The organism is Bittarella massiliensis (ex Durand et al. 2017), from assembly GCF_009876955.1.
GTDB classification, from domain to species: domain Bacteria; phylum Bacillota; class Clostridia; order Oscillospirales; family Ruminococcaceae; genus Bittarella; species Bittarella massiliensis.
On sequence record NZ_WWVY01000003.1, the window covers coordinates 377,865 to 404,293 of the forward strand.

Sequence of the window (26,429 nt, forward strand, 5' to 3'; positions counted from 1 at the left end):
CTCGCTCACTTCTCATCACGCCCTTCCACAACCATTGCCAAAAATTCGCAGTCCTCGCCCTCGGCGGCGATCATCCCGTGCCCGTGGCTGGAGTCGTAGTAGATCGAATCCCCCGCGTGCAGCACCGTGTAGTGGTCCTCAATGCGCACCTTCAAGCTCCCCTTGAGGACAAAATCGAACTCCTGCCCCTTGTGGCGGGAGAGGGCGATCTCCTGGTTTTGCTCTTCCTTCCGATAGGGAGCTTTGACCAAAAAGGGCTCGCACATCCGCCCCCGCAGCAGATAGGCCAGGTGTTGGTACTCAAACCCCGCCCGGCGGCGGATGGGCATCCCCTCGCCCCGGCGCACCACGGTGAAAAAGGACAGCTTCGGCATCTCGCCGGTGATCAGTTCGGTCAGGTCCACCCCCAGGTGTTTGGCGCAGTTGTAGAGGAAGGTGAAGGAGAAATCCTCCTCCCCCTCCTCCAGGCGCAGGTACTCCTCCACCGCGGTGTCGGTGACCTGGGCCATCTCCTCGGGGGTGGTGTCGGTCATCTGGCGCAGGCCCCGCAGTCTCTCGGCAATTTGGCTGATTTCATTTTGCAGCATTGCAATGTCCTCCTCTGACTCTGGTTTTGTTTCCCTGTTGGACGTGGGCCCTGCCGTGAAGGCAAGAAAAAAAGCCCCGCCCCCCTGACCGACCCGCCCTCCCGGGCGGATCGGTTCAGAGAGACGAAGCCGACTGTTTTTCATCGCTGCTCCGCGGTACCACTCTCAGTTGCCCCTCAAAAGGGCCGCTCAGCCGTGTCCAACAACACGCTCCCCTCTAACGGTGGGATACCGGCGACACTTACTCCCCCTTTTGGGTTTCACTGCGCAGCTCCGGGGTGATCGGCGGCGGAACGGTCCGCCGGGCCAAGGCCCTTCCACACGGTTTCCTTCACGCCTTTCACCAACCGGCGCTTCTCTGTAAGGTCCCGTCTGGTCCGCTGTCCCCTTCTGGGCTTTTTTGCTCTTTGCTGTAGCCCCAAAATACCACAATCCACCAGGGTTGTCAACCGCCCTTTGCCAATCTTTTTTCGCCCCTCGCCCTCTCTGCGCGCCGGTGGCAAAAGAGGGGTATTGCCGCTGTCTCGGCCACTCCGCCCGTTTTTCTCCCCCCTCCCCTTGCGCTGTGGCGCTTTCCCTTCCCTCGGTTAAAAAAGGGCATCGCCGTCACCCCCGTTTCACCGATTTCCCCGATCCTGCCCTCTGCCAAAACACCCCTATCCCCGGTCGAAAAAGAGGGCACTGTTGCCTCTCCCCCCTCTTCGCCGTTTCCTCCCACCCTTCTCCCCGCTGGAGCGCCTCTCATCCTCAATTGAAAAAGGGGGACATTGCCGCCGCCGTTCCCGCTTCACCGACTCCCCCCGATCCGTCCCTGCCGGGTACCTCCTTTCCTGAGCGACAAAGTGGGGAACGCCACCGTCACCTCCGCTCCGCTATTTTCTCCCTCCCTTTCCGCCGAGGCAGTCCCCCCTTCTCCGGTCGAAAAAGGGGAACGCACCACCGCCTCCCCACTTCTCCGTTTTCCCTCGCCCTTTCCTCCACCAGAACGCTTCTACCCTCGCTCAAAAAAGAGAGAATGACCACTGCCATCCCCCTTTTGCCGGTTTTTTCTCCTCCCCTCCCTCACCGCCCCCTCTTCCAGTCAAAAAACGGCGAGGCGTCCGCCTCCCCCACTTCTCCAGTTTCCCGCTCCCCTCCTCCCCCTCCAGACCATCCCCCCTTCCCCGGTCGAAAAAGGGGCCAAAAATTGGTTTTCATGCTTTTTTTGCGGGCGGGAGTGTGCTATGATATACAAATGGATGCGCCCGGGAAGTGCGGTACCACCCGCCCCGGCGCAGCATCAGTGAGAACACAGCGGCCGGGCGAAGATCGCCTGCCGACTTTCAGGAGGTATTTCAAATTGGCAGAATTCAAATACGAAATTGTGGACATGATCGGCGTTCTCTCTGAAAACGCCAAGGGCTGGACCAAAGAGCTCAACCTCATCAGTTGGAACGAGCGGGAGCCCAAGTACGACATCCGCGAGTGGTCCCCCGACCACAGCAAGATGGGCAAGGGCGTCACCATCACCAAAGAGGAGCTCTACTCCCTCAAAGAGCTGCTGATGGAACTGGAGATCGAGGCCCCGGACGACGAGCCCGCCCTCTAAACCCCGCCCCTTTCGGCCCTGCGGCGGGCCGCCCCAAATCCCATCACAGAGAGGACAGTGCACCCCCTATGGAAATTGCCCTTGCAGTATCCGGCCAGGTCGTGGTGATGGTCATCATCGCCGTCTGCGGCATCCTGCTGAAAAAGACCGGCAAGATCAGCGACGCCCTCACCACCCCCCTGAGCAACATCCTGCTCTACCTGGTCTCCCCCATGCTGATCATCAACTCCTTCCTGCGCCCTTTTGACGCGGCAGAGTTCCGCCTCTTCCTCTACGCCTTTGCGCTGGGGGTGGTGGTGCAGGGCATCTGCGTCCTCACCGGCACCCTGATCTTCCGCCAAAAGGGCGACCCCCTAAACGGCATCAACCGCTACGGCACCGGCTACTCCAACGCCGGGTTCATCGGCATCCCCCTGGTGCAGGCCAGTCTGGGCTCCACCGGGGTGTTCCTGCTGGTGGGCTTCCTGGCGGCCTCGGGCATCTTCATGTGGACCAACGGCGCCAAAGAGGTGTCAAACGGCCGCTATAAAATCAACCTGAAAAAGGCCCTCATCAACCCCAGCAACATCGGGGCGGCCATCGGCTTTCTGCTCTACATCTGCCGCTTCACCCCGCCCACCGTCTTCACCGGGGCCATTCAGAACATCGCCAACCTGAACACCGCCTCCTCCATGCTGATCATCGGCATCCTCATCTCCAACGTAAAGCCCAAAGAGCTGGTTAAAAACAGGGAGGTCTTCCAGGTGGCGGTGGCCCGCCTGCTGCTCTGCCCCCTGCTGATTTTGGGGCTGGGGTGGCTCCTCTGCCAGACCGGCATCGACAACATCGAGTTCGCGGTGATGGTCAACCTGATTGCCAGTTCCACCCCCTCGGCGGTGGCCACGGCCATGTTCGCCAACATCTTCGGCGCCGACGACGTCTACGCCGGCAAGATCGTGGCGGTCACCACCATCTGCTCGGTCATCACCATCCCCGCCGTCCTCTTCCTCTCCACCTTCCTCATCCCCGTGTGAAGGCGGCCGGTTTCCCCCGCGCCTGTAAGCCCCCCGCAGCACTGCGCTGCGGGGGGCTTTTTTGTGGGCAACTGTGGCCTTTTCACAAAGCCGCCCCGCCCCTTTGCAGCGTTTGGGAGAAAACCCCACTTTCCCCTTGACCTCCCCCAAAAGCTGCCCCTATACTAAAATTCAAAGCCAAGGCAATAAAAGGAGGGTTTTCCCATGCAATCGACACCCCGAAAAGTCATCCTCGACGTGGACACCGGTTCCGACGACGCCATCGCCATCATCATGGCCGACCTCTCTCCCGACATCGACCTGTTGGGGGTCTGCGCGGTCAACGGCAACCAGCCCCTGTGCTACACCCTGGAAAACACCCTGCGCATCGTCGAGCTGCTGGGGGCGCAGGAGCGCATCCCCGTGGTCAAGGGGATGGACGTCCCCCTGGTCAAAGAGCTCAACCCCGGGCGGCTGCACCAGCCCATGACCCCCACCACCCAGTACGACGACCAGGGCCGCGAGATCTGCTACCACCCCAAGGAGTTCGACCTGCCCAAGGCCACCCTCAAGCCGGTGGATGAAAACTTCATCCCCTGGTACATCCGCACCATCAAGTCCTGCCCCGAAAAGGTCACCCTCATCCCGGTGGGGCCGCTGACCAACATCGCCATGGTGCTGCGGGCCGATCCCACCGTGGTGGAGAACATCGAGGAGATCGTCATCATGGGTGGCGGCCACACCGAGCGCAACTCCACCGCCGCGGCCGAGTTCAACATCTGGAAGGACCCCGAGGCCGCCGAGATCGTCCTCACCTGCGGGGCCAAGGTGGTGCTGGTGCCGTTGGACGCCACCCACAAGGCCTCCACCCGGCTGGAGGAGGCCCAGCTCTACCGCGACCTGCACACCCCCGTGGGGGAGATGGTGGCCCAGCTCATCGAGATCCGCACCCGGGCCTACAACCTCTTGCAGCCCCTGCACGAGCCCGACCTCTGCCCCATTCACGACGCCCTCTGCGTAGCCTATGTCATCGACCCCAGCGTCCTCCCCGGCCTGCTGCACACCCGGGTGGACGTGGACATCTCCGGCGGCTTTGCCGACGGCCAGACCATCGTGGACACCCGCAAGCTCCACAACCTGCCGGACAACTGCTGGGTCGCCCTGGACGCCGACCGCGACAAATTCAACCGGATGCTGCTCGACATCTGCGCCCGCTACTCCCGCTAAATCCCCGCTTTTCACAAAAAAGCCGCCCGCCTTTTTGCCGGCGGCTTTTTTGCGCATAACGGCGCCCGGCCGGGAAACACTCTGGAAAAAGGGCCGCCCTTTCCCGGCGGCCTTGAAATCGAGAATCGAGGTACGACCGCCATGCGCCACACCCCCTTCACCCGCCTGCTCCCCCTGCTCCTGGCCGCCCTGCTGGCCTTTACCGGCTGCGGCAACGACTCCAACGGCTCCTCCAGCGACGCCGACCTCTCGGCCATCCACCGGGAGGTCAAGGCCCTCTACGGCGAGGAGTACTACCCCTCCCTGGCCATCGACAACGACACCCTGTCCCGCAAGTACGGCCTGACCCGCGAAAAGATGGACGAGGTCATCGCCGAGGAGGCCGCCCTCTCCGAACACCCCGACACCTTCATCGCCGTCAAGGCCAAGAAGGGAGAGGCCGACGCCCTGGAAGAGGAGCTGGCCGCCTACCGGGACAAGGCCGCCCGCGAGTACCCCGACAGCCCCAAGGCCCAGGTCGCCCAGGTGGTGCGGGTGGGCGACTATCTCTTCTACCTGGCCCTGGGGCCCGAGCCCGCCGAGGGGGCCTCCCCCACCGCCGCCCTGGAGAGCGCCCGCGAGGAGATCGCCAAAGGGGTGGACGCCGTCACCGCCCGGCTCAAGCGCTAGTCCCTCCTCTCCCCTCTCTCCTCTTCCGCGCCCCTTCCCCGCGGCCGCCCGCCGCGGGATTTTTTTGTCCTTTTCCCCCTCACCCTTCAAAACACCCGGCCAAAGGGCCCTTTTCCCGCCCCTTTTGTCCCGTTTTTGCACCAAATCGGTTCAAAAACGGCCCGCGGTGCATACAAATGGCTTGAAGGGCTTTCGCGCTCCCTCGCAAAAGCGCCCACAAACCATTTCGAGGAGGAATATTCCATGAAATCACTCAAAGGCACCGCCACCGAACGAAATCTCCGGGCCGCCTTTTCCGGGGAGACACAGGCCTGCGCCAAGTACCAATTCTACGCCACCCAGGCGGGGGTGGACGGGCTGCACGCCTACGGAAAACTCTTTTCCGAGATCGCCGCCAACGAGTTGGAACACGCCAAAGTCTGGTTCAAGCTGCTGCACGCGGGCATCCCCTCCACCATGGAAAACCTGCTGGACGCCGCCGGCGGCGAACACGCCGAGTGGACCGACCTCTACGAGCGCTTCGAGAAGGAGGCCCGGGAGGAGGGCTTTACCGAGATCGCCGACCTCTTCGCCAAGGTCGGCTCAGTGGAGAAGGCCCATGAGGAGCGCTACCGCGCCCTGATCGAAAACCTTTCCCAGGGGGCGGTTTTCAAAAAGGGGGAAAAGGTGCTGTGGCAGTGCGGCTCCTGCGGCTACCAGTTCGAGGGAAAAGAGGCCCCGGCCATCTGCCCCGCCTGCCACCACCCCCAAAGCTTTTTCGCCGTCAAATGCGAGTCCTACAAGTAACCCTCTCCCCCGCCCGCAGCGGCCGATCCGCCGGTCTTTCCCTGCCCAAATCGTTGAAACGCGACAATGATTTTTCATAATTTTCGTCAAATTCCCCAATATTTCTCCTCCGCCTTTTCTGTGTGGGCCCTTTTGTTCACAAAATATTGATTGTTAAGGGCCGGCAATTCTGCTATAATAATTTCGATATAAACAACAGTTAACAGAGGTGAACACACACCTGGAGGCGTTTTGAAGCAGATAGCGGAACAAGCGAATGACCCGGCACCAAAAATCCATTGATTGCGCTATACCTGAAGCGGGTCCGCCCCGCAAAACGCCCCTCCCGGGTGTTTTGCGGGGCTTTTTGTCGAAAGACCGCCCTGTCTCTTCTCAGAGGGAGGAAATGACTATGGAAAAAATCGTTCTCGGCGCGTCCCTTGGCAACTGCGTGCACGTGGGCGGCGTGGCCCACTTTTTGCAGCTGGCCGAGCGGGAGGGCTACACCCCCATCTACCTGGGGCCCGCCATCCCCGTGGACGACCTGCTGCGGGAAATCGAGCTGCACCACCCCGCCATGGTGGCCGTCGGCTACCGGCTCACCCCCGAAAACGCCCGTCCCCTGATCGCCGAACTGGTGCAGAAGGTGAAGGAGCGGGGGATCAAGACCGTCTGGTCCTTCGGCGGCACCGGCCCGGTGGCCCGGGTGGCGGAGGAATTTGACTTCTTCGACTACATCTCCGACGGGAGCGACGACATCGACGACTCCCTCTACTTTCTGCGCAACGGCAAAAAGGCCACCAAAGACGAAGTCCTCTCCGACGACCTGGTGGCCCGCATCGGCGCCAAGTACCCCTATCCCCTGCTGCGCCACCACTACGGCGAGCCCTCGGTGGAAAAGACGGTCGCCGGCATCCGCGAGATCGCCGAGAGCCGGGTGCTCGACGTCATCTCCGTCGGCCCCGACCAGAACACCCAGCAGTTTTACTTCCACCCCGAAAAGCGCAAACCCGAGTACGAGGGCGCCGGCGGCGTCCCCCTGCGCACGAGGGAGGAATTCGAGGCCCTGAAGGCCGCCACCAAATTTGGTAACCAGCCCCTCATCCGCTGTTACAGCGGCACTGCCGATGTCTTCGACATGGCACAGCTGCTCAAAGACACCCTCAACAATGCCTGGTGCGCCGTCCCCCTGTGCTGGTACAACAAGCTCGACGGCCGGGGCGACCGGGACATCGACACCTCGGTCAAAGAGGCGGTGGAGCTGATGCGCTGGCACGCCGAGCGGGGCATCCCCGTCGAGGCGAACGAGCCCCACCACTGGGGCCTGCGCGACGCCCACGACGTCATCCCGGTGGTCATGGCCTACCTGAGCGCCCGCAACGCCAAAAAGGCGGGGGTCCGCCACTACGTCAGCCAGTACATGTTCAACGTTCCCAACTCCCTCTCCTTCCCCATGGACCTGGCGCGGGTGCTGGCCATGATCGAGCTGACCGAAAGCCTGCAGGACGACACCTTCACCCTCTACCGGGAGACCCGGGCCGGCCTGCCCTTCCTCAGCGCCGACCTCGACGTGGCCAAAGGCCAGTTGGCGGCCACCACCTATATGCAGATGGCGGTGCACCCCCACATCATCCACGTGGTGGGCTTCTGCGAGGCGGAGCACATCGCCTCCCCCAAAGACGTCATCGAGAGCTGCAAGATCGTGCGCGGGGTCATCAAGACCTGCCTGGAAGACCAGATCGACCTGGTGCACGACCCCCGGGTGCAGACCCGCAAACAGCACCTTCTCAAGGAGGCCCGCTTCCTCCTCTCCTTTATCGAGCGGTTTTACAGCGATTACCAAGACCCCCTCTGCGAGCCGGCCGTCATCGCCGACTGCATCAAGCGGGGCTTTATCGACGCCCCGCACATCGTCAAGGGCGGCGAGTTCACCGGCGACCTGTTCACCACCATCATTGGCGGCCGCTGCGTGGCGTACGACCGGAAGGCCGGTCGGGAATTGACCGAGCGGGAACGGCTGGCCCACCTCTGTGAAAAAGAGGGGATCCCGATTGAGGGACACTTGGACCCCGCTCCCCTTCACGCATAAGCAGAGGGGGATTCAGGATGAAAATTACTGTCATCGGCAGCGGCAACGGCGGCACCGCCTTCACCGGCTACCTGACCTACCTGGGCCACCAGGTCAAGCTGTTCACCCGCACCCCCCAGAAGGTGGAGCTCTACCGCGCCCAGCCGGAAATCAACCTGGCCGGCGTGGTGAACGCCACCGTGCCGGTGGGGCTGGTGACCCTGGACATGGAGGAGGCCATTCGCGGCAGCGAACTGATTATGGTGGCCACCCCGGCCAACACCCACAAGGAGATTGCCACCAAAATGGCCCCCTACCTGAAGAGCGGGCAGACGGTGGTGCTCAACCCCGGCCGCACCTTTGGCGCCTACGAGTTTGCCCACACCCTGGAGAGCTGCGGCTGCACCGCCGACGTCACCGTGGCCGAGACCGACACCCTGGTGTTCACCTGCCGCAACCAGGAGTTCAACCACCCCATCATCTACTCCATCAAAGAGGACATCCGCCTCGCCTGCCTGGAGCCGGAGCGGACCCCGGCGGCGGTGGAGCTGATGCAGGAGCTCTTCCCCGGGATCCACGGGGTGCCCTCCATCCTCTACACCGGGCTGACCAACATCGGCATGATCTTCCACCCCACCCCCATCCTCCTCAACTACACCCGCATCGAGTCGGGGCAGACCTTCCTCTACTACAAAGAGGCCATCACCCCCATGGTCGCCCAGTACATCAGCCAGGTGGATGCCGAGCGGGTGGCCGTGGCCGCCGGCCTCGGACTGGAGGTGGAGACTGCCCTGGAATGGCTGGTGCGCTCCTACGGCATCGAGCCGGGGGCCGACCTCTACGAGACCATTCAGAAAAACCCCGCCTACGCCGACGTCTACGCCCCCCAGTCCACCGACTGCCGCTATGTCTGGGAGGATGTGCCCACCGGCCTGGTCCCCATCTCCAGTGTGGGGCGGCTGCTGGGGATCCCCACCCCCTTTATCGACACGGTGATCCAGCTGGCCTGCACCATCTACCGGGTAGATTTCCGCCAGACCGGGCGGATGATTGCCGACCAGGCAGCCCTCGACCGCATCCGCCTGCCGGAGGCGGCGCAGGTCTGACGTGCATAAAGAAGCGCCCGCGAACGGGTTTCGCGGGCGCCCTTTTTGTCGTCTGCCGCCTCCTCCTGCCAGTCGACCCCTGGGCGGGGCCCTTCTGCAACCCCTGTGTTCCCGCTCCCGTAAACACAAAAAAAGGACCCGCTTCCGGCGGGCCCTTTTTTATGCGTTTTGCAAAACGGTGACAGTCACCAAAAGAATGGCCAACAGGGCCACCACGCCCGACATCATCAGCATTTTGGTGGTGTTGGGCAACTTTTTAAACCACTTGATCACAGCCGGCTCCTCCCCGCCCCCAGGGGGCAATCTGTCGTTTCGCTCAGTATAGCACAGTTTGGCCAACGGCGCAAAAAGGGGCGGCCCAGCACCTGCCGGGCCGCCCCTTTCTGCCGGAAAGACCTACTTTTTCTCAGCAAACTTGCACTGCATGCAAGCCACCGCCTCGTGGATGTTCTCCTGCCGGTGCAACTTGATGCACTCGCAGCAGTGGCCGTGGTTTTTGCAGTCGGCGGTGCAGGGGCAGGTGTCCTTGTTAGCGCTGGTGGAACAAGACATGGGCCATACTCCCTTTCTGAAATGATACTCCAAGTCTACCAAAATTCGACGCCCTTTGCAACCGGCCCCCAGCCCGCAAAAAAGAGAAGGGGCGCTCCTTCGCCCCTTCTCCCCCCGCCGGTCAGCGGCAGGCGGCCTGCCCCTCTAAAAGGGTCTCGGCGGTCTTTCGGAGAATCGCCCTGTTCTCCTCGCTCAATTGGTGGTACTGCTCTGCCAAATGATGGATTTCATCATCCAGCAGCTCCTCGGCAGAGCCGTCATCCACCCAAAAGTCAATAGAAGTTTCAAAATACTTTGCCAACTTGCGCAGCGTATTGAGTTTGGGGCCCTCACATTTCTTTTTATACCAGCCGTCAACCGTCGTATAGGGTATACCGCTGGCTTTCGACAGCGAATATTTCGTCAAGCCGCTTTTTCCCATCATGAAATTCAGCTTTTCAAGAAAGTTCACCGCCAAGCCGCCCCCCTATAACCTCATCGCCACAGCCGGTTCTGCCCCCGCCTCTAGGGGACAATCTGTTTTTTCAGTCTAGCACAGTCTGGCCGGTGACGTGAAAAAGGGACGGCCCAGCGGACGCCGAGCCGCCCCTTCTCACTTCTCTTTGCCCGCCAGCCACTAGATAAAAATGTATTTTATTTTTTTAAAAGCCTTCGTGCTGTCTCTCGCACAACCTTTCGATCACTTTCACTCAACTGTCGGTATTCCTCTAAAAAACGCGCTACCTCTTCGTCCAATTCCAACTCTTCAATTGGTCCATCTTTTACCCAAAAATCAAGAGAGGTATCAAAGAAATCCGCCAGTTTGCGCAAAGAAGTCAATTTTAATCCCTCGTAACCCTGTTTGTACCAACTATTAATGGTATTGTAGGGGATGCCACATGCTACTGATAGGGAATGTCTGTTTAGCTTATTCTTTTCCATTAAATAACACAATTTTTCGAGAAAATTCAATAGAAGTCCCTCCATTTTTTTCATTTTAACATTCTTAAGTATATAAAACAAGACAAAGTTACTTGCAGTAGTATAAACTTATTTGACAACATACGAGTACTCGTATATAATTAATTTACGCATACGTGTACTCGTATATCTAAGGAGGTAATTAAATGTTCCCCAACCTGCAATTGGTGCTCTCCGAAAAGGGTATATCCATCCGGCAATACGCAGAATTCCTCGAAATAGATACGCAAAGCGCCTATGACAAAATTCACAGTAGAAGTGATTTTACCTATGCCGAGGTCAGAAAAACCTGTACTCAACTTTTGCCTGAATACAGTGTAGGCTACCTGTTTTCCGAATCTCCATTGCAACCAAATCAAAGCCATGTCCGCAGGCGTCTCAAGCTGGGGCGGGTTAAAGCCAGCCGTCAACAGCGGGCGAAGATATACCTGCGGCGGCTCCTAACGCTCCCCTCCCGCCGACATCGCCCGCCGACGGGGAGAAGGAAGCGCCCGGTGGTCGCTTCTCTCCATCCGGCAAGGCAGAAAAAAGGGAAGCCGGGAAAAACGGCTTAGGGCCTGCCTTTTCCCAGCAATCACCTCCCCTCCCCCGCCGCCGGTGGGCCAGGGCAGGGGGGGCACGCCGGCGCGCCGCCCCTGTCTTGTCCTCGCGGGCCAAGCGCCGCTCTACGCCGGGGATTGGGTTTCCCCGTTTTTTCAGTTTTGGCGCATAATTTTGCGGCGATTAACTGGTGGTAAAATTTTCTTTTTCTCTTTATGATAATAGCAGATGGAAACAGGTGGTGAGTGCGCGGATGGCAGGCGAGAAAGTCTTTCTGAAAAACCTAAAAAAGCTGCGCCTGCAGCGCGGACTGTCCCAGGCTGAAATGGGCCGGGCCATCCACGTGACCCCGCAGACGGTCTACACCTACGAGGCCGGAAAAGTGACACCTTCTCTGCCCACCCTTCTGCTGTTGGCGGATTTTTTTCAGGTGAGCACCGACTACCTTCTCGGGCGCACGGCGTTTCAATACCCTGTTCCCGACCTCGGCGACCACCTCGTCGCCGACGACGACGAGGCGGCGCTGCTGAAGCTCTACCACGCCATGCCCGCCGCCACCAAGCGCAAGGCGCAAGCCATTCTCCGGGAGCTGCACGGCAGCTAGCTCCCGCCGGTCTCCGGGAGAAGACCTTTCTCCGTTTCCATTTTGAAAAGGCGGCAGGAGCACCTTCTGCCGCCCTATTTTATGGTCCGAAAGGAGCGAAGTGCGATGATAAAGGTCCCCCCCAACTTAATTCCCCTGCTGCCCGCCCTGCGGGACAAGGTGGTCTTTGACACCAGCCACCCCCCGTCCCCGCCGCGAAAGATCTACCCCGAAATTGCGTTTCCGCCGCAGACGGGCAAGCGGGTCCCGTTTATTTATCAAAAGCACATCACCGTGCACGACCGCTGGATCATCGCCGAGCGCTGGCACCTGACCCGGATGGTGACCTTTGTCTACCAGCAGACCGTTCCCATAAACGACCTGCCGGAGCGGTTCGCCGCCACCCTGCGGGTGGTGACGGCAAACCTCTCCGCTTTTGACGACCCGATGTTTCGCCACGGGCTGCGCTACTGCCTGGGCGACACCCTGCACGGGGGGCGCTTTGGCTTTGTGGTGCGCACCTACCACCCCCTCTGCTACACCCAGGCAGCCATCATGCACGCCCTGACGGAGGTGACCTACCTCACCCTGGGGGAGGACTTTGCGCGGCATACCCAGGACGAAATGCCCCCTTTGTCAATGGCTTGGAAGGACTCAGTCGGCTCGGGGGACTACCCCAAATGGTGGGTCGCGGCCGTCCTTCAGTTGGAGGAAGAGGGGGTGCTGCGGGCCGAGGATTACCAGTTTCCAGACCACCTGAACTACGCCCGGCTGCACGAGACGCCGGTTTGCGCCATCTGTCGGCGGCTGATCGACATGAAGGAGGAGTTCGGGGAGAGATACGGCAACTGACCGGTGCGCCAAGGCCGTTTTCGCCCCCCTTTTTCAATTGATTTCCCCGCGAATTGACCATTTCTCCCTTTTTTGTTAGAATGTTGGTACAGTTAAGCGGCGAGGGCCTGTCCTCCGCTGTGCAGACAACAGTTCTACAATAAGGTGGTGTATCATGTTAATCACGCGGGAAATGGACTATGCCATTCGGGCGGTGCGCGCACTGGCCGACGGCGAAAAACACAACATCAAAGAAATATGCAGCATGGAGGACATCCCCACCGAGTTCGGTTACAAAGTTCTCAAAAAGCTCAGTCACAGCGAAATCGTAACTGTCATCCGCGGTCAGGGCGGCGGCTACCGCCTGCTCTGCGATCTCAACGAGACGACCCTGCTGGACATTGCCCGGGCAATCGGCGGCAACCTGCTGCTCAACGAGTGCCTGGAGGGGGGCTATATCTGTGTCAACAACAGCGGGGAAAAGGTCTGCACCGTCCACAAAGAGCTCTGCCGCATCCAAAATGTCTTGATTGCAGAATTAAAGGCCAACACCCTGGCCCAGATCCTGGCCATGTGATGCAAGGCCTGCCTGGCCGCCCCCGCCTGTCGGGGGCGGCTTTTTCTCTTTCCCGGCACCACTTCCCAAAAAAGGGGCCCGGCGCGCAATGGCGCCGGGCCCCTTTTTGTCTGTCAATCGGTTTCCTATGCGGTCTGTTCAAACTGGGCGTTGTACATGGTCTTGTAAAAGCCGCCCTGCTCGATGAGCTGGTCGTGGGTGCCCTGCTCGATGATGTCGCCGTCCTTCATCACCAAGATCCAGTCGCAGTCCTTGATGGTGGAGAGCCGGTGGGCGATGATGAAGCTGGTGCGCCCCTTCATCAGGTTGTTCATGGCCTTTTGGATGCGCACCTCGGTCCGGGTGTCCACCGAACTGGTGGCCTCGTCGAGGATGAGGATCTTCGGGTCGCTGACCATGGCCCGGGCGATGGTCAAAAGCTGCTTTTGCCCCTGGGAGACGTTGCTGGCCTCCTCGTTGAGCTCGGCGTCGTAGCCGCCGGGCAGGGTCTTGACAAAGTGCTCCACATGGGCGGCCTTGCCCGCGGCCTCCACCTCTTCGTCGGTGGCGTCCAGCCGCCCGTAGCGGATGTTCTCGCGGATGGTGCCGCCGTAGAGCCAGGTGTCCTGCAACACCATGCCAAAGACGTCCCGCAGGTCGCTGCGCCGCAGGTCGCGGATGTCCACCCCGTCGACCTTGATGGCGCCGCCGTTGACGTCGTAAAAGCGCATGAGCAGCTTGACGATGGTGGTCTTGCCGGCGCCGGTGGGGCCGACAATGGCGATGCGCTGCCCCGGCTGGATGTGGGAGGTGAAGTCGTGGATGATGATCTTGTCGTCGCGGTAGCCGAAGGAGACGTCTTCAAAGTCCACCTGGCCCCGCACCTCGCCCAGCTCTTTGGGGGGATTTTTCTCGGGGACCTCTTCGGTCTCGGCCAAAAACTCAAACACCCGCTCCGCTGCGGCGGCGGTGCTCTGCAGCACGTTGGCGATGGACGCCATCTGCGAGATGGGCTGGTTGAACTGCCGCAGATACTGGATGAAGGACTGGATGTTGCCGATGCTGATGGAGCCCTGCACCGCCAGGTAACCGCCCAGCACGCAGACCCCCACATAGCCCAGGTTGCCCACAAAGGTCATGATGGGCATCATCAGCCCCGAGAGGAACTGGCTCTTCCAGGCCGAGTCGTAGAGCTTGCGGTTGATTTTTTTGAACTTCTTGACCGAGACGTCCTCCCGGTTGAAGACCTTGATCACGTTGTGGCCGGAGTACATCTCCTCGATGTGGCCGTTGACGTTGCCCAGGTATTTCTGCTGGCCGACAAAGTGCTTCTGGCTCTTTTTGACTACGGTGGAGATCAGCCCCACCGAGATGGGCAGCATCACCAGGGCGACCAGGGTCATCCAGACGCTGATGGACAGCATCATGTAGAGGACGCCGGCCAGGGTGGCCACGGCGGTGACCATCTGGGTCAGGGACTGGTTGAGGGTGGTGGCCACCGTGTCCACGTCGTTGGTGACCCGGCTGAGCACCTCGCCGTGGGTCTGGCGGTCAAAGTAGGCCAGGGGCAGCCGGTTGATTTTTTGGGAGATGTCCCGCCGCAGGTTGTAGGACACCTGCTGGGAGACCCCGTTCATGATAAAGCCCTGCACATAGCTGAAGGCCGCGCTGAGGGCGTAGAGCCCCAGCAGCCAGAGGAGGATGCTCCCCACCCGGCCAAAGTCGATGCCCGGCTCGTGGGAGAGGTCCATCTCCTGGATCTTTTCCAGGGTGCCCTCGGGGATCTTGGCCTTGGCCTCCTCGGGCATCTGCGCCAGCAGTTGGCCGGCGGTGGTGCCCTCCGGCAGCTGGGCACCCTCGGGCAGGTGCTCCATGATCTGGCCGTAGGCGGCCTTTTCCACAAAGCCGTCCACAATGGCGTCGGTGGCGTTGCCGAGGATCTTGGGGCCGATGACAACGAAGACGGTGCTGGCGATGGCGAAGAGAAAGACAATGGCGATTTTCAGGTAGTAGGGGCGCATGTACCGCGCCAGCTGACCCATGGTGCCCTTGAAGTTCTTGGCCTTTTCACCCGCGGGCTTGATGCCGCCGCCCATGGGGCCGCCGCGGCGGGGGCGGTGGGTGGTTTTCTCACTCATGCCAATTCCTCCTTTGAAAGCTGCGACTGGGCGATCTCGCGGTAGACTTCACAGTTTTCCAGCAGTTCCCGGTGGGTGCCGATGCCGGCGATCCGGCCGTCGTCCATCACCACGATCTGCTCGGCGTGCATGATGCTGGAGATGCGCTGGGCGACGATGAGGACGGTGGCGTCCTTGGTCTGGGGGGCCAGGGCCCGGCGCAGGGCCGCGTCGGTCTTGAAGTCGAGGGCGGAAAAGCTGTCGTCAAAGATGTAGACCTCGGGCTTTTTCACCAGGGCGCGGGCGATGGAGAGGCGCTGTTTCTGCCCGCCGGAGACGTTGCCGCCGCCCTGGGCGATCTCGGTCTCAAAGCCGTCGGGCTTCTCCTCGATGAAGTCCAGCGCCTGGGCCACCTGGGCGGCCTGGCGCAGCTCTTCCTCGCCGGCCTCCTCGTCGCCGTAGCGCAGGTTGTCGGCGATGGTGCCGGTGAAGAGCACCCCCTTCTGGGGGACATAGCCGATCTTGTCGTGCAGGGCGTGCTGGCTCTGCTCCCGCACGTCCACCCCGTCCACCAAGATCTGGCCCTCGGTGGCGTCGTAGAAGCGGGGAATCAGGTTGATGAGGGTCGATTTGCCCGACCCGGTGGAGCCGATAAAGGCGGTGGTCTGCCCGGGCTTGGCGACAAAGGAGATGTTCTTGATGACCTCGTCGTCGGCCCCGGGGTAGGCAAAGGAGACATTGCGGAACTCCACCGTGCCGGGGAGGGTGTTGCCGCCCTCGCCGGAGCGGTCGCTCTCGGGGTCGCGGATGGCGGGCTCACAGGTGAGCACCTCGTTGATGCGCTCGGCCGAGACGCTGGCCCGGGGGAGGAGGACGAAGGCCATGGACACCATGAGGAAACTCATGATGATCTGCATGGCGTACTGGATGAACGCCATCATGTCGCCGATCTGCATGCTGCCGGCGTCCACATAGTGGGAGCCAAACCAGACGATGCCCACGGTGAGGGCGTTCATCACCAGCATCATGGTGGGCATCATGGCGGCGATGAAGCGGTGGACGAAGGTGTTGAGGCGGGTCAGGTCGCGGTTGGCCTCGTCAAAGCGCGCCTCCTCGTGGCCCTGGTTGTTGAAGGCGCGGATGACCAGCATCCCTACCAACGATTCGCGGGTGACCCGGTTGAGGCGGTCCACCAGCTTCTGCACCACCTTGAAGCGGGGCAGGACGATGGAGAACAGCACCAAGATCACCCCGAGGATGACCAGCACCGCCAGGGCGATGAGCCAGCTCATGGAGGGGCTCTTTCCCACGGCCTTGATGACGCCGCCGATGCCCTGGATGGGGGCGTAGAGGACGAAGCGCAGCAGCATGACCGTCACCATCTGGATCTGCTGGATGTCGTTGGTGGTGCGGGTGATCAGCGACGAGGCACCAAAGCGGTCAAACTCGGCGAGGGAAAAGCCCTCCACCTTGGCAAAGACGTCGTTTCGCAGGTCGCGGCTGATGCCGGCGGCGATGCGGGCGGCGATCAGCCCCACCGCCACGGTGCAGCCGGCCCCCACCAGGGCCACCAGCAGCATCTTCCCGCCGGCGGGAAGGATGTAGGCCAGGTCCTGGGCGGCCACCCCGTTGTTGACGATGTCCGACATGTAGTCGGGCAGCGACAGGTCGCACATGGCCTGCAGGAACAGCAGCGCAAAAACAGCCAGGATCTGCGACCAGTAGGCCTTGAAATACCTTGTCAGTTTGGTCAATCTCTCTCTCTCCCTTCACCTGTGTGCCGGGGCCCCCTGGGCGACTGCTCGGGGTGTTCCCGGTCGTATTGAAACGCGGCCTGAAAGGCCGCCTTGACAAGCGAGACCATCTGCAAAAAGTCCTCCTGTCCCATCTGACGGATGATGTGGGTCACCTTCTCCACAAAGAGGTCGGTCTGGCCCTGGATAAAGGCCCGCCCCTCCTCGGTGAGGGTGACCTGGGCCCGGCGGCGGTCGGACTGGCTGGGCTGGCGCTGCAACAGGCCCTTTTTCTCGAGCGAGTTCAGGGCCGAGGTCACCTGGGCCCGGCTGACCCCCAGCTCGGCGCTGATTTGAGAAGGGGAGAGGGGCCCTTCCGCCCCCTTGGTGCAGCCGTAGAGACAGCCGAGCACCGCCATCTCCCCCTGGAAGAGGGCGGCGTCCCGCGCCCGAGCCATCCGCCGGTAGCCAAACCGGTGGGCCTCCCTCAAAATCTGCACCGCCAACGCGCGGTCATCCTGCATCTCCCGTTCCCCCTCTGCAAATAGTTCAGTATGTAAATTATCAATGTGGTTTATTATACGTCGGTCGTTGGCGATATGCAACAATTTCTTTGTGAATCTTTTGTGAACTTGCACAGAGAATGGGGGACAACCGGGAAAGCGCCGAAACAGAGGGGGCAGGTTGTGCTATACTAGGTGTACAGAGTGAAAAAAACGATTTGACAAGTGGGGAGACAGAGCGATGAACCATCTGGAAAAGCGGCTGGACCGGCAGCGCGCCTACTTTGACAGCGGCGCGACCCGCCCTCTGCCCCGGCGGGAGGCGGCCCTGCGCCGGCTGCTGCAGGCGCTGGAGCAGAGTGAGGGCGACCTGCTGGCCGCCCTGGAGCGGGATTTGGGCAAACACCCCTTTGAGGGGTACGAGACCGAGGTGGGGCTGGTGCGGCAGCACCTGCGCTACACCCTGTCCCACCTGCGAAGGTGGGCCGGGCCCAAGCTGGCGGCGGTCTCCCCCCTCCACTTCCCGGCGGGGGCCTTCATCCGCCCCGAGCCCCGAGGGCTGGTGCTGATCATCGCCCCCTGGAACTACCCGGTGCAGCTCTGCCTCATCCCCCTCATCGACGCCATCGCCGCGGGCAACTGCGCGGTGCTCAAGCCCTCCGAGGGGGCGCCCGCCACTGCCCAGGCCCTCTGCCGGCTGCTGCGGCTGGCCCTACCGGAGGGGTGGGTCAGCTGCATCCCCGGCGGGGTGGAGACCACCCAAGCCCTGCTGGCCGAGCGGTTTGACTACATCTTCTTCACCGGCGGCCAGCGGGTGGGAAAGATCGTGATGCGGGCGGCGGCGGAACACCTGACCCCGGTGACCCTGGAACTGGGGGGAAAGAGCCCCTGTATCGTCGCCCCCAGCGCCGACATCCCCCTGGCGGCCCGGCGCATCCTCTGGGGCAAGCTGCTCAACGCCGGGCAGACCTGTGTGGCCCCCGACTACCTGTTGGTGCACCGCTCGGTAAAGGAGGCGCTGGTGGCAGAGCTGCGGCGGCAGCTGGCACTGCTCTGCCCCGACTTTGCCCACAACGGAGACTACCCCCGCCTGGCGAGCGCCCGCGCCTTTGACCGGCTGGCGGGGCTGCTCATCGGCCGCACCCCCCTGGTGGGAGGCGGCGTCTGCCGGGAGGAGCTGAAGATCGAGCCCACCGTCGTCGAGGCGGAGCCGGGCGACCCCCTGCTGAGGGAGGAGCTCTTCGGCCCCCTGCTGCCCCTGGTCACCTTTGACCGGCTGGGCGACGCCATCCGCCTGGTGCGCGCGGGGGAGAAGCCGCTGGCCCTCTACCTCTTCACCCGCAGCGCGGGGACGGTGCGCCGGGTCTGCGAGCAGCTCTCTTTCGGCGGGGGCTGTGTCAACGACACGGTGGTGCAGATGGCCGGGAACGCCCTCCCCTTCGGCGGGGTGGGGGCCAGCGGGATGGGCCGCTACCACGGCCCCCACGGCTTTTTGGCCATGAGCCACCAAAAGCCGGTGGTGCTGCGGGGCAGCCTGGACCTGCCGGTGCGCTACCCGCCCTACGGCGAAAAGCTGGACCTGTTAAAACTGCTGCTGCGCTAGCGCGGCGCGCTGCAATAAAAAGGAGGCAACTGCCATGAATCAGACAAACCGCCCGGGCGGCTATGTGGTGGCCGTGGGGCCCAACGACATCGACGAGTACTACGAGTGCGTGCAGCCGCTGGTGGTGGGGGACAAGTGCTTTATCCGCCAGCTGTCGGTCTCGCCCGGCGGACTGACGGCCAACAGCGCGGTCATCCTCAGCGCCTTCGGCACCAAGACCTACCTGCTGGACTCGCTGGGGGACGACCAGTACACCCCCATGCTGCTGGAGGACCTGCGCAGCCACGGCATCGACACCGACTACATCGAGGTGCTGCCGGGGGAGGAGAACATCCGCGCCCAGATCCTCCTCTCGGGCAACGAAAAGACGGTGCTCCTCTACGAAAACCACAAGCCCTTCATCACCATGACCCCCCAGAAGCGGGAGCTGATGGAGGGGGCCTCCTACATCTACACCACCATGGTCAACATGAAGGAGATCGAAGGCAACCGGGAGCTGATCGACGGTCTGGTGGCCCACGGGGTCAAAATCATGTACGACGCCGAGCGCTCCACCTTCACCTCCTACGACGACCCGGACGACCGCTTCTACTTTGAGCGCGCCTCCGTCCTCTCCTTCAACGACGCCTCGCTGGAAAAGTTCTGCGCCGGGCGGGGGCTGGCGGCCATCGACGAGCTCATCGGCGGGAGCGACAAGATCGTCCTTCTGACCCTGGGGGCCAAGGGCTGCATCGTCAAGACCCGGGAGGGGGAGATCGCCATCCCCGCCTACGACGTCAAGCCCAAGGACACCACCGGCGCCGGGGACACCTTCAACGCCGGGTTCCTGCACGGCCTCTGCAGCGGGATGACCCTGCGGGAGGCCGGGGAGTTTGCCACCGCCGCCGCCAACCGCTCCATCCTCTCGGTGGGCTCCCGCACCGGGGCCGTGTCGGTGGACGAGGTGGAGGCCTTTGCCCGCGAACACGCCGGCCTGCGGGTCGCGCCCCCTGTTCTCTAATTCAAATTATACGTTTTGTATAAAAACAAATACATATTTGGTTTTGTTGACTGCGGGCGCCGCCTGACGGCTCCCTTTAAAAAAGGAGGACAACCCCATGTACCAACCCGACACCTTAAAAGACTACCTCTCCCCCAGCGCTAAGGACGATTTTGACGACATCGTCCTCGCCCGAAAGCTGGGGGCCAGCGCCAACATCGTCTCCATCGGCAACATGCTCAAGGACATCGCCGCCCACGCCGCCGAAAACGGCCTCTCCGCCGGGGAGATGATCGACCGGGTGCTGGCGATCGCCGGCTACTTTGACAAGCTGCGGGGCGAGAGCACCGTGGCCGTGACCAACGCCATCAAACTGATGACCGGCGGCCTGAGCGCCCTGCGGGAGGCCCCCCTGGCCGAGGCCTGCAAGCGGGTGACCGACAGCTGCAACCGCTACGGCGAAAAGGCCCGGGAGTGGATGGACAACATCGTCACCTACGGCTACAACCTCATCAAGGGCTGCAAGGGGATCTTGGTGTTCGACTACTCCTCCTCGGTGGACGCCATCGCCAAGCAGGCGGCCCTGAACGGGCAGATCATGGACATCTACATCCCCGAGAGCCGGGTCCTGGACGGGGGCAAACCCTTTGCGGTGACGGCGGTGGAGATGGGGCACCGGGTGCACTTCTTCCCCGACGTGGCCATCTACCACTTCCTCAAAAAAAGCGACATGGCCTTCATCGGGGTGGAGACCTTCTATCCCGACGGCAGCGCCGCCAACACGGTGGGCACCGACATGCTGGCCATCCTCTGCAAACAGGCGGGGGTCCCCTTCTACATCCCCACCACCCTCATCAAGGTGGACATGCGGGGGCTGCAGGGGATCGTGAAGCGGGACCTGGCCCAGGACCTGTCGGGGCTGCTGGCCCCCCACTGGGATGAAAATCTGCGCGCCCACACCGATTTCACCTGCCCCGACCTCTCGATCATCGGGCCGGAGTACATCACCGGCTACATCACCGAGGTGGGCATCGTGCCGGGGACGGCCATGTTCGGCGTCGCCCGGGAATACGCCGCAAAGTTGGAAAAGGGGGAGCTGTAAATGGAGCTGTTTGGAAAGAAGAAGATCGCCCTGGGGATGGTGCAGCCGCCGCCGCTGCCCGGCAGCTATCTCTACGATGGCCGCGGGATGGAGGCCATCCTGGACTACACCCTGAACGAGGCCGGCACCCTGCAGAAATACGGCTTTGACGGCTACATCCTGCAAAACTTCGCCGATGGCCCGGTCAAACAGCGGTGCGGGCCCGAGACGGTGGCCTGCATGACCGCCCTGGCCACCCGGCTGAAGGCGGCCTTTCCCGAGATGATCCAGGGCATTTTGGTCAACTGGGACGGGGTCGCCTCCCTGGCGGTGGCCGAGGCCGCCGGCAGCGACTTTGTGCGGGTGGAGCACGTCTACACCCGGGCGGAGATGACCCTCTGTGGGATGATCGAGGGCCAGTGTGTCGAGGTGCTGGAGCTCAAGAAGAAGCTGGGCTCCAAAATGCCCATCTACGCCGACATCTACGAGTTCCACGGCACCCCGGCCTACCCCATCCCCCTGCCGCAAAATGCCTTTGAGACGGTGACCGGGGCCCACGCCGACGGGCTGCTCCTCTCGGCCCCCACCCCGGAAAAGAGCATCGAGTACGCCCAGTCGGTGCGGGGGCTGGTGGAGGTCCCCCTGATTTTGGGGGGCGGCACCACCGGCGACAACGTCTACGAGCTGCTGCAGCACTACGACGGGGTCTGCGTGGGCGCCTGGATCAAAAACGGCAGCCTGCAAAACCCGGTCGATCCCGAGCGGGCCAATCGCTACATGGCCGAGGTGGAGCGGGCCCGCGCTTAAGAGCGAGCCGAAGAAAACCCGCCCGCCTCTGCCGGGTGGCCATAAAAAAACAGAATGCGGGAGGGGAGGACCGGCCGGTCCTCCCCTCTCTTTTTATTCCTGTGTGCAGCGGGGCGGCGGCCGGGGGCGGTGCAAAGGCTCAACCCGCTGTCCCGCCAAACCCCTCCACTGAGTCACCAACCCTCTGCCCCGGCATGACGGTATCCTAAAAGGAGGCGCTCCCGCCGATGAAAACCTACCAGACAGCTGAGGTGGAGGGTGTCCTTGCCGGCGCACCCTACTTTCCCATGCTGCTCTTCCCCGAGGCGACCCTCCCCTACGAGAGGATGCCCGCCGCCCCGCAAAGGCTGGCGGACATCCTGCCGCTGACGCAGGGGGTCAAGCTGCTCAAGGCGGCCTCTCTCAACACCCCGGCCGGCAGCGCCCTTGTGCCGCTGGCGGTCATGCTTGTCATCGCCGCGGTCTGCACCTGCCCGCCCCTGAAATTTTTCAGGGGTGGGGCATCGAAAAGCCATCTGCCGGCGGCGGGTGCCAGACCGGGCCTGCGGTGTTTTCCCAGCAATTAAAAAATGCTTTTGCCCCTCCCGCACAGACAGAGAGCCGGGCCCTTCGCCAAACGTGGCAAAAAAACAGCCGCGCGACAGCACAGAGGGCTGTCGCGCGGCAGGTCATATCTCGCGATTTCAGCGGCTTTGGCTCGGCCAAAGTCACCGTTTTTCCGGTTGCCAGCCCGGCCGTTTTTGCGGGCTTGCCGCAAGCTCATCCCCAGCGGTCGGGGAGCAGTTCCTCCAGGGTGGCCACCCGGTCGGCCAGTTGGACCAGACAGGCGGGGTTTTCGTCGTGGAGCTGGCAGAGGAATTCGCGGCAGCGGCCGCAGGGGGGGATGACCGAGCCGTCCTCGTACACGGCGATCAGCCGGACCACCCGGCTCTCGCCGGCGGTGACCATGGCGGCGGCCGCCGCGTGTTCAGCGCAAAAGCCCATGGAACAGGGGGTGTCGATACAGACGCCGGTGTAGACCGCCCCACTGGGGGTCTCGATGGCGGCCGCCACCGAGCCGGCAAAGCTGTTTTGGGAGAGCTGCCGGGGACAGAGCACCGCCTTGGCCCGCTCGTAAAGGGCGATGAATTCGGGTTCCACGAAAAATTCCTCCTCTCGGTGTTCAGCCGTCCAGGGCCGCTTTACAGAACTTGATGGTCTTTCCCATCTCGACAAACATCTGCTCGTGCTCGGTGACGATGTTGTCGGGCAGTTGCTGGGCGTGCAGGTCGGTGGTGGCGTAGAGCACCCGCCACCCGCCCTCGTCAAAATAGACCATGGTGTCGGCAAAGAGGGGGTCGTCGTCGGTCTTGAACCAGATCTCCCCCCCAGGGGCCAGCAGCGCCCGGTAGTTTTGCAGCTGGCGGGGGTGGGTGAGCCGCCGCTTCTGGTGCTTGGCCTTGGGCCAGGGGTTGCAGAAGTTGATGTAAATGCGCTCGACCCTGTCCTCGGGGGCCAGCACCTGGGGCAGCAGCTCGATGTTCTGGGCGAAGATGTAGAGGTTGTCCACCGGCCGCCCGGCGGCGGCATAGGCGGCCTCCGCCTTGCGCTTGCACAGCCCCAGCATCTCGCTCTTGATGTCGATGGCCAGATAGTTGTTTTCCGGGTGCTGGGGGGCCAGCTGGGAGATGAACCCCCCCTTGCCGCAGCCCAGTTCCAGGTGCAGGGGGGCGTCGGGGCGGGCAAACTGCTGCCGCCAGCGCCCCCGTTTCTCGCCCGGCTGGGCGACGTAAAAGGGGCAGGCCTCCAATTCGGGGCGGGCCCAGGGTTTTCTGCGTATGCGCATGATCGATCGCTCCCCACTTTCTTCTCTCGCGTCGTTTACCTGGGCTATTATAGCACAGCGGGCGGGCGCTTGCCAGCCCCCTTTCCCCAAAGCGCAGAGGGGCGCCGCCGGCAAAAGCCGGCAGCGCCCCTCCCCATTTGGATGGAGATCCTCTCCGCGGCCTGTGTGGCGGCCGCGGCGGATCGGTTTGGCTGGGTGTCTAGGGTTTGACCGAGATGTGCACCACCTCTTTGGGGGGCAGTTGGGCGTAGAGCTTGCCGTTCTTGACCGACGCCTCGCCGCCGCCCAAAATCACCTCGGCGGTGGAGCCGGGGACAAAGAGCTCGCAGAGGGCCCCTTCAAAGGGCAGATCGCCGTCGTTGTAGAGGGAGTAGATCTGCTCGCTGCCGCTGTCGGCCGGGAAGAGGTTGCAGTAGACCTCCCGCGGGGCCACCGGGTAGAAGGGGGTGGGCAGGGCGCACTGGTAGGTGAGGCGGTGGGCCAGGTAGACTTCCTTCCAGCCCTTGATGGCGGCCTTCTGCTCGGCGGAGAAGGGCATCCAGCGGCCGAAGATGTCCTGCCAGATGACCAGGGGGGCTGCGCCGAACTGGCTGTACTGGATGAGTAGGTCCTTGTCCTCCTTGCGGTACCAGCGGGAGATGACTGGGGCGATGTGCCGGGGGCAGAGGAAGCGGAAGATGTCCACCTTGGGCATGGGGCGGGTGTCCCAGAACTCATCCCAGGAGGTGGTGATCTTCTCGATTGGGTGTTTCTTGTCGGGGTGGTGCTGGGTGGTCATCACCAGCCCGGGGCGGACCGCGTCGCACTTTTCGCGGAAGGAGTCGGGGATGTCGCCCAGGGTGTCCAGCTGGTAGCCGTCGGCGCCGGTTTGTTCCAGCAGCCCGGCAAAGTGGTCGCCCAGGGTCTCGGGGGATTCTTCGGCCCCGGCATCCCAGGGGATGTAGGGCATGAATACCTGTACCCCCTTGGCGTGAAAGGCGTCCACCGCCTCTTTAAAGGCGGCCATCCCGCCGGGGAAGTCGTTGTAGAAATCCCACTGGCTGCGCTTGTCGACGCCCAGACGAGGATACTGGTTCCAGAGGGTGACGGTGTCGAATCCGCCGAACGCCTCCCCCTCCTTGAGCAGCTTTTCGGGGTCGATCTTCTGGTTCTCGGCGTCATAGGCCTCGGTGCCGTAGAGGAAGGAGAACTGGTGGAGGAACTTCTCGTTGAACCACTTCAGATCTTCCTTCTCGTACTCGGAGAAGTCGTACCCGCTCTCCCACTGCTGGCGGAAGCGGGCAAAGGCCTCCACCCAGCCGCCGGAGAGGCCGGTGATCTCGAACTCGAAGGTGTCGTTGTAGGTGTTGTCGGGGTTGCAGAGGATCTGGTGGGTGTGCAGTTCCTCGGCGCTGGCGATCTTGGAAAACTGCATGTTGCGGTTTTGGATGGCGCCGCAGTCGTCCAAGTCGGCCTTGGAGGGGAACTGCACGGCAAAGCCGCTCTTCCCGCCCTTGTCGCAGCAGACCAGAGGCAGCTTGACGTCGTTGTTGTAAAAGCTCTCCCGCATCATCTTCAGCAACGGGGTGCCGTCCGGGCTCTCGACGGCGTTGGCCGGATAGTAGTAGCGGTCCCCCTCCCCCCGCATGGACAGTTGGGCCAAAAAGGGGCTGTGCAGGAACAGCTCGTAGGGGACGCCGTGGATGTAGCGGTCCCGGATCTGCACGATGACCGAGATGGTCTCTTTTTTGTCGTTGAGGAAGTGCACCCGGATGGAGAGGCCCAGGGCCTCGTTTTCCAGGGGGACCGTCAGCAGCTGGTGCACCCGGTCCTGGCAGGTGAGCACCTCGCCCACCGCAAAGTCGCGGGAGGAGTACTGTCCCCCCATAAAGGTGAGGTTGAAGAGCTCCCGCCGGGGGTTTTGCAGGTCCCCGGTGAGGAGGTTGGAACACTCCTCGATGAGGATGCCGTCGGCAAAATTCAGGGTCATCTGGAGGGTGTTGTTGCGGATGACCGCCCGCTTGGTGTTCTGGTCGTACTGCAGCATATCAGTCTCCCTCCTTTACACAGCGAAAGCCAACGGTGGCGTTGCGGCTCATGGCGCCGCTCAAAAACTGCATCTTCAAGTGGGTGTTGTTCTTCTGCGGCCCGCCCTCGGCGTGCCAGTAGTGGTGGGCCCGGTAGAAGCTGCCGCCCCGCAGCAGCTGGAAGTAGTGGCTGCCGTCAAAGTGGAATTCGTCGACCATCTCCCAGCAGTTGCCGCACATGTCCATGCAGCCGGTGGGGGACACCCCCTGGGGGAAGGCGTCCACCGGGGTGAGGCCGTGGCTGTACACATTGGCCCGGCTGTAGTCGGGGCTGTTGCCCCAGGGCCACTCGAGGCACTCGTCCCCGGCGGCCAGGTACTGCCATTCGTAATCCTTTGGCAGCCGCTTGCCGTAAAAGGCGGCGTAGGCCCTGGCGTCCTCCAGGCTGACCCAGACCACCGGCTTGTCGGCGTCCTCGGGCTTGTAGCAGCCGTCCACCCAGTGGCGCAGGTAGCCCCGGTCGTCCTCCGGCCGGTAGCCGCTGTCCTGCACAAACTGGTAGTACTGGGCGTTGGTGACGGGGTAGACGTCGGCGTAAAGGGGGCCGACGGTAACCGGCATCGGGCCGTGCTCGCACTGGCAGTCCCCTTCCATCACCCGGTGTACCACCCGGTAGATGTAGGTGGTCTGGGGAATGAATACGGTGTTTTCGCGTTCCATGGGGTACCTCCCTCAAATTGGTTTTGAACAG

Annotated in this window: 27 protein-coding genes; 16 read left to right on the forward strand and 11 right to left on the reverse strand. The window is 62.4% G+C overall.

Annotation, left to right across the window (positions count from 1 at the left end):
- Nucleotides 1-5 precede the first annotated feature (5 nt).
- A complete protein-coding gene (locus GT748_RS05705) occupies nt 6-587 on the reverse strand; it encodes a helix-turn-helix domain-containing protein (RefSeq protein ID WP_205301319.1) in 582 nt (193 codons plus the stop codon).
- 1,339 nt (nt 588-1,926) lie between these two features.
- Between GT748_RS05705 and GT748_RS05710 the strand changes: the two genes are divergently transcribed.
- The 7 genes from GT748_RS05710 to GT748_RS05740 all read left to right on the forward strand — a co-directional run bounded on the left by GT748_RS05710 (nt 1,927) and on the right by GT748_RS05740 (nt 9,002).
- The gene (locus GT748_RS05710) at nt 1,927-2,175 is read left to right on the forward strand and encodes a YdbC family protein (RefSeq protein WP_185915526.1); all 249 of its coding nucleotides are present in this window, start codon (nt 1,927-1,929) and stop codon (nt 2,173-2,175) included.
- Nucleotides 2,176-2,243: 68 nt separating this feature from the next.
- Complete coding sequence (locus GT748_RS05715) at nt 2,244-3,188, forward strand: AEC family transporter (protein ID WP_161213308.1); 945 nt, start codon at nt 2,244-2,246, stop codon at nt 3,186-3,188.
- A 204-nt stretch (nt 3,189-3,392) separates the two neighbouring features.
- On the forward strand, nt 3,393-4,394 hold the full coding sequence (locus GT748_RS05720) for a nucleoside hydrolase (protein WP_021660977.1): 1,002 nt from the start codon (nt 3,393-3,395) through the stop codon (nt 4,392-4,394).
- Nucleotides 4,395-4,535: 141 nt separating this feature from the next.
- Complete coding sequence (locus tag GT748_RS05725; RefSeq protein WP_021660978.1) at nt 4,536-5,063, forward strand: DUF4358 domain-containing protein; 528 nt, start codon at nt 4,536-4,538, stop codon at nt 5,061-5,063.
- 243 nt (nt 5,064-5,306) lie between these two features.
- Nucleotides 5,307-5,849, forward strand: coding sequence for a rubrerythrin (gene rbr / locus GT748_RS05730; RefSeq protein WP_021660980.1), 543 nt, complete (start codon nt 5,307-5,309; stop codon nt 5,847-5,849).
- A gap of 391 nt (nt 5,850-6,240) precedes the next feature.
- Nucleotides 6,241-7,917, forward strand: coding sequence for a methionine synthase (locus GT748_RS05735; RefSeq protein WP_044993225.1), 1,677 nt, complete (start codon nt 6,241-6,243; stop codon nt 7,915-7,917).
- Between the two features lie 17 nt (nt 7,918-7,934).
- Nucleotides 7,935-9,002 (forward strand): NAD/NADP-dependent octopine/nopaline dehydrogenase family protein, encoded by a 1,068-nt coding sequence (locus tag GT748_RS05740; protein ID WP_021660984.1) that lies wholly within the window; start codon nt 7,935-7,937, stop codon nt 9,000-9,002.
- A 396-nt stretch (nt 9,003-9,398) separates the two neighbouring features.
- Here the strand turns inward: GT748_RS05740 and GT748_RS05745 are convergent, their stop codons facing one another.
- From GT748_RS05745 to GT748_RS05755, 3 genes are all read right to left on the reverse strand, one after another.
- On the reverse strand, nt 9,399-9,554 hold the full coding sequence (locus tag GT748_RS05745) for a hypothetical protein (protein WP_021660986.1): 156 nt from the start codon (nt 9,552-9,554) through the stop codon (nt 9,399-9,401).
- A gap of 121 nt (nt 9,555-9,675) precedes the next feature.
- The gene (locus GT748_RS05750) at nt 9,676-10,005 is read right to left on the reverse strand and encodes a helix-turn-helix domain-containing protein (protein ID WP_052537714.1); all 330 of its coding nucleotides are present in this window, start codon (nt 10,003-10,005) and stop codon (nt 9,676-9,678) included.
- A 182-nt stretch (nt 10,006-10,187) separates the two neighbouring features.
- Nucleotides 10,188-10,505, reverse strand: coding sequence for a helix-turn-helix domain-containing protein (locus GT748_RS05755; RefSeq protein WP_143161591.1), 318 nt, complete (start codon nt 10,503-10,505; stop codon nt 10,188-10,190).
- Nucleotides 10,506-10,660: 155 nt separating this feature from the next.
- Here GT748_RS05755 and GT748_RS15165 point away from each other — a divergent pair, with 155 nt between their 5' ends.
- From GT748_RS15165 to GT748_RS05775, 4 genes are all read left to right on the forward strand, one after another.
- Nucleotides 10,661-11,068, forward strand: coding sequence for a hypothetical protein (locus GT748_RS15165; RefSeq protein ID WP_021660989.1), 408 nt, complete (start codon nt 10,661-10,663; stop codon nt 11,066-11,068).
- A gap of 239 nt (nt 11,069-11,307) precedes the next feature.
- Nucleotides 11,308-11,658, forward strand: coding sequence for a helix-turn-helix transcriptional regulator (locus GT748_RS05765; RefSeq protein WP_021660990.1), 351 nt, complete (start codon nt 11,308-11,310; stop codon nt 11,656-11,658).
- 105 nt (nt 11,659-11,763) lie between these two features.
- A complete protein-coding gene (locus tag GT748_RS05770; protein ID WP_044993227.1) occupies nt 11,764-12,489 on the forward strand; it encodes a hypothetical protein in 726 nt (241 codons plus the stop codon).
- 154 nt (nt 12,490-12,643) lie between these two features.
- Nucleotides 12,644-13,045 (forward strand): RrF2 family transcriptional regulator, encoded by a 402-nt coding sequence (locus tag GT748_RS05775; RefSeq protein ID WP_021660992.1) that lies wholly within the window; start codon nt 12,644-12,646, stop codon nt 13,043-13,045.
- A 125-nt stretch (nt 13,046-13,170) separates the two neighbouring features.
- On the opposite strand, the gene GT748_RS05780 is transcribed toward GT748_RS05775, so the two are convergent.
- From GT748_RS05780 to GT748_RS05790, 3 genes are read right to left on the reverse strand one after another with little or no spacing between them, the layout of a single operon-like run.
- Nucleotides 13,171-15,162: an ABC transporter ATP-binding protein gene (locus GT748_RS05780; protein WP_021660993.1), complete on the reverse strand. Its 1,992-nt coding sequence runs from the start codon at nt 15,160-15,162 to the stop codon at nt 13,171-13,173.
- Complete coding sequence (locus tag GT748_RS05785; protein ID WP_021660994.1) at nt 15,159-16,895, reverse strand: ABC transporter ATP-binding protein; 1,737 nt, start codon at nt 16,893-16,895, stop codon at nt 15,159-15,161. Before GT748_RS05785 ends, GT748_RS05780 begins: the two co-directional genes overlap by 4 nt.
- Entirely contained in the window at nt 16,892-17,398 is a 507-nt protein-coding gene (locus GT748_RS05790; RefSeq protein ID WP_021660995.1) for a MarR family winged helix-turn-helix transcriptional regulator, read from the reverse strand. The genes GT748_RS05785 and GT748_RS05790 overlap by 4 nt, the downstream gene beginning before the upstream one ends.
- A 220-nt stretch (nt 17,399-17,618) precedes the next feature.
- Here GT748_RS05790 and GT748_RS05795 point away from each other — a divergent pair, with 220 nt between their 5' ends.
- The 5 genes from GT748_RS05795 to GT748_RS05815 all read left to right on the forward strand — a co-directional run bounded on the left by GT748_RS05795 (nt 17,619) and on the right by GT748_RS05815 (nt 22,413).
- The gene (locus GT748_RS05795; RefSeq protein ID WP_021660996.1) at nt 17,619-18,980 is read left to right on the forward strand and encodes an aldehyde dehydrogenase family protein; all 1,362 of its coding nucleotides are present in this window, start codon (nt 17,619-17,621) and stop codon (nt 18,978-18,980) included.
- Nucleotides 18,981-19,014: 34 nt separating this feature from the next.
- Nucleotides 19,015-19,980: a carbohydrate kinase family protein gene (locus GT748_RS05800; protein ID WP_021660997.1), complete on the forward strand. Its 966-nt coding sequence runs from the start codon at nt 19,015-19,017 to the stop codon at nt 19,978-19,980.
- A gap of 97 nt (nt 19,981-20,077) precedes the next feature.
- Complete coding sequence (locus tag GT748_RS05805; protein ID WP_021660998.1) at nt 20,078-21,061, forward strand: initiation factor, subunit 2 family protein; 984 nt, start codon at nt 20,078-20,080, stop codon at nt 21,059-21,061.
- Nucleotides 21,062-21,847: a BtpA/SgcQ family protein gene (locus GT748_RS05810; protein ID WP_021660999.1), complete on the forward strand. Its 786-nt coding sequence runs from the start codon at nt 21,062-21,064 to the stop codon at nt 21,845-21,847.
- Nucleotides 21,848-22,074: 227 nt separating this feature from the next.
- Nucleotides 22,075-22,413: an ABC transporter permease gene (locus tag GT748_RS05815; RefSeq protein WP_021661001.1), complete on the forward strand. Its 339-nt coding sequence runs from the start codon at nt 22,075-22,077 to the stop codon at nt 22,411-22,413.
- Between the two features lie 193 nt (nt 22,414-22,606).
- Here the strand turns inward: GT748_RS05815 and GT748_RS05820 are convergent, their stop codons facing one another.
- The 4 genes from GT748_RS05820 to GT748_RS05835 all read right to left on the reverse strand — a co-directional run bounded on the left by GT748_RS05820 (nt 22,607) and on the right by GT748_RS05835 (nt 26,398).
- Nucleotides 22,607-22,987: a cytidine deaminase family protein gene (locus GT748_RS05820; protein WP_021661003.1), complete on the reverse strand. Its 381-nt coding sequence runs from the start codon at nt 22,985-22,987 to the stop codon at nt 22,607-22,609.
- Nucleotides 22,988-23,009: 22 nt separating this feature from the next.
- Nucleotides 23,010-23,672, reverse strand: coding sequence for a tRNA (guanosine(46)-N7)-methyltransferase TrmB (gene trmB / locus GT748_RS05825; protein ID WP_021661004.1), 663 nt, complete (start codon nt 23,670-23,672; stop codon nt 23,010-23,012).
- 199 nt (nt 23,673-23,871) lie between these two features.
- Nucleotides 23,872-25,698, reverse strand: a complete 1,827-nt coding sequence (locus GT748_RS05830; protein WP_021661006.1) for a hypothetical protein — start codon at nt 25,696-25,698, stop codon at nt 23,872-23,874.
- 1 nt (nt 25,699) lies between these two features.
- The gene (locus GT748_RS05835) at nt 25,700-26,398 is read right to left on the reverse strand and encodes a formylglycine-generating enzyme family protein (protein ID WP_021661007.1); all 699 of its coding nucleotides are present in this window, start codon (nt 26,396-26,398) and stop codon (nt 25,700-25,702) included.
- Between the last annotated feature and the right edge of the window lie 31 nt (nt 26,399-26,429).

Excerpts from the sequence above, each read along its gene's own strand:
- GT748_RS05705 (WP_205301319.1), bottom strand. The coding sequence starts at position 587 with ATGCTGCAAAATGAAATCAGCCAAATTGCCGAGAGACTGCGGGGCCTG.
- GT748_RS05715 (WP_161213308.1), top strand. The coding sequence starts at position 2,244 with ATGGAAATTGCCCTTGCAGTATCCGGCCAGGTCGTGGTGATGGTCATC.
- GT748_RS05720 (WP_021660977.1), top strand. The coding sequence starts at position 3,393 with ATGCAATCGACACCCCGAAAAGTCATCCTCGACGTGGACACCGGTTCC.
- GT748_RS05725 (WP_021660978.1), top strand. The coding sequence starts at position 4,536 with ATGCGCCACACCCCCTTCACCCGCCTGCTCCCCCTGCTCCTGGCCGCC.
- rbr (WP_021660980.1), top strand. The coding sequence starts at position 5,307 with ATGAAATCACTCAAAGGCACCGCCACCGAACGAAATCTCCGGGCCGCC.
- GT748_RS05735 (WP_044993225.1), top strand. The coding sequence starts at position 6,241 with ATGGAAAAAATCGTTCTCGGCGCGTCCCTTGGCAACTGCGTGCACGTG.
- GT748_RS05740 (WP_021660984.1), top strand. The coding sequence starts at position 7,935 with ATGAAAATTACTGTCATCGGCAGCGGCAACGGCGGCACCGCCTTCACC.
- GT748_RS05745 (WP_021660986.1), bottom strand. The coding sequence starts at position 9,554 with ATGTCTTGTTCCACCAGCGCTAACAAGGACACCTGCCCCTGCACCGCC.
- GT748_RS15165 (WP_021660989.1), top strand. The coding sequence starts at position 10,661 with ATGTTCCCCAACCTGCAATTGGTGCTCTCCGAAAAGGGTATATCCATC.
- GT748_RS05765 (WP_021660990.1), top strand. The coding sequence starts at position 11,308 with ATGGCAGGCGAGAAAGTCTTTCTGAAAAACCTAAAAAAGCTGCGCCTG.
- GT748_RS05770 (WP_044993227.1), top strand. The coding sequence starts at position 11,764 with ATGATAAAGGTCCCCCCCAACTTAATTCCCCTGCTGCCCGCCCTGCGG.
- GT748_RS05775 (WP_021660992.1), top strand. The coding sequence starts at position 12,644 with ATGTTAATCACGCGGGAAATGGACTATGCCATTCGGGCGGTGCGCGCA.
- GT748_RS05780 (WP_021660993.1), bottom strand. The coding sequence starts at position 15,162 with ATGAGTGAGAAAACCACCCACCGCCCCCGCCGCGGCGGCCCCATGGGC.
- GT748_RS05790 (WP_021660995.1), bottom strand. The coding sequence starts at position 17,398 with ATGCAGGATGACCGCGCGTTGGCGGTGCAGATTTTGAGGGAGGCCCAC.
- GT748_RS05795 (WP_021660996.1), top strand. The coding sequence starts at position 17,619 with ATGAACCATCTGGAAAAGCGGCTGGACCGGCAGCGCGCCTACTTTGAC.
- GT748_RS05800 (WP_021660997.1), top strand. The coding sequence starts at position 19,015 with ATGAATCAGACAAACCGCCCGGGCGGCTATGTGGTGGCCGTGGGGCCC.
- GT748_RS05805 (WP_021660998.1), top strand. The coding sequence starts at position 20,078 with ATGTACCAACCCGACACCTTAAAAGACTACCTCTCCCCCAGCGCTAAG.
- GT748_RS05810 (WP_021660999.1), top strand. The coding sequence starts at position 21,062 with ATGGAGCTGTTTGGAAAGAAGAAGATCGCCCTGGGGATGGTGCAGCCG.
- GT748_RS05815 (WP_021661001.1), top strand. The coding sequence starts at position 22,075 with ATGAAAACCTACCAGACAGCTGAGGTGGAGGGTGTCCTTGCCGGCGCA.
- trmB (WP_021661004.1), bottom strand. The coding sequence starts at position 23,672 with ATGCGCATACGCAGAAAACCCTGGGCCCGCCCCGAATTGGAGGCCTGC.
- GT748_RS05830 (WP_021661006.1), bottom strand. The coding sequence starts at position 25,698 with ATGCTGCAGTACGACCAGAACACCAAGCGGGCGGTCATCCGCAACAAC.
- GT748_RS05835 (WP_021661007.1), bottom strand. The coding sequence starts at position 26,398 with ATGGAACGCGAAAACACCGTATTCATTCCCCAGACCACCTACATCTAC.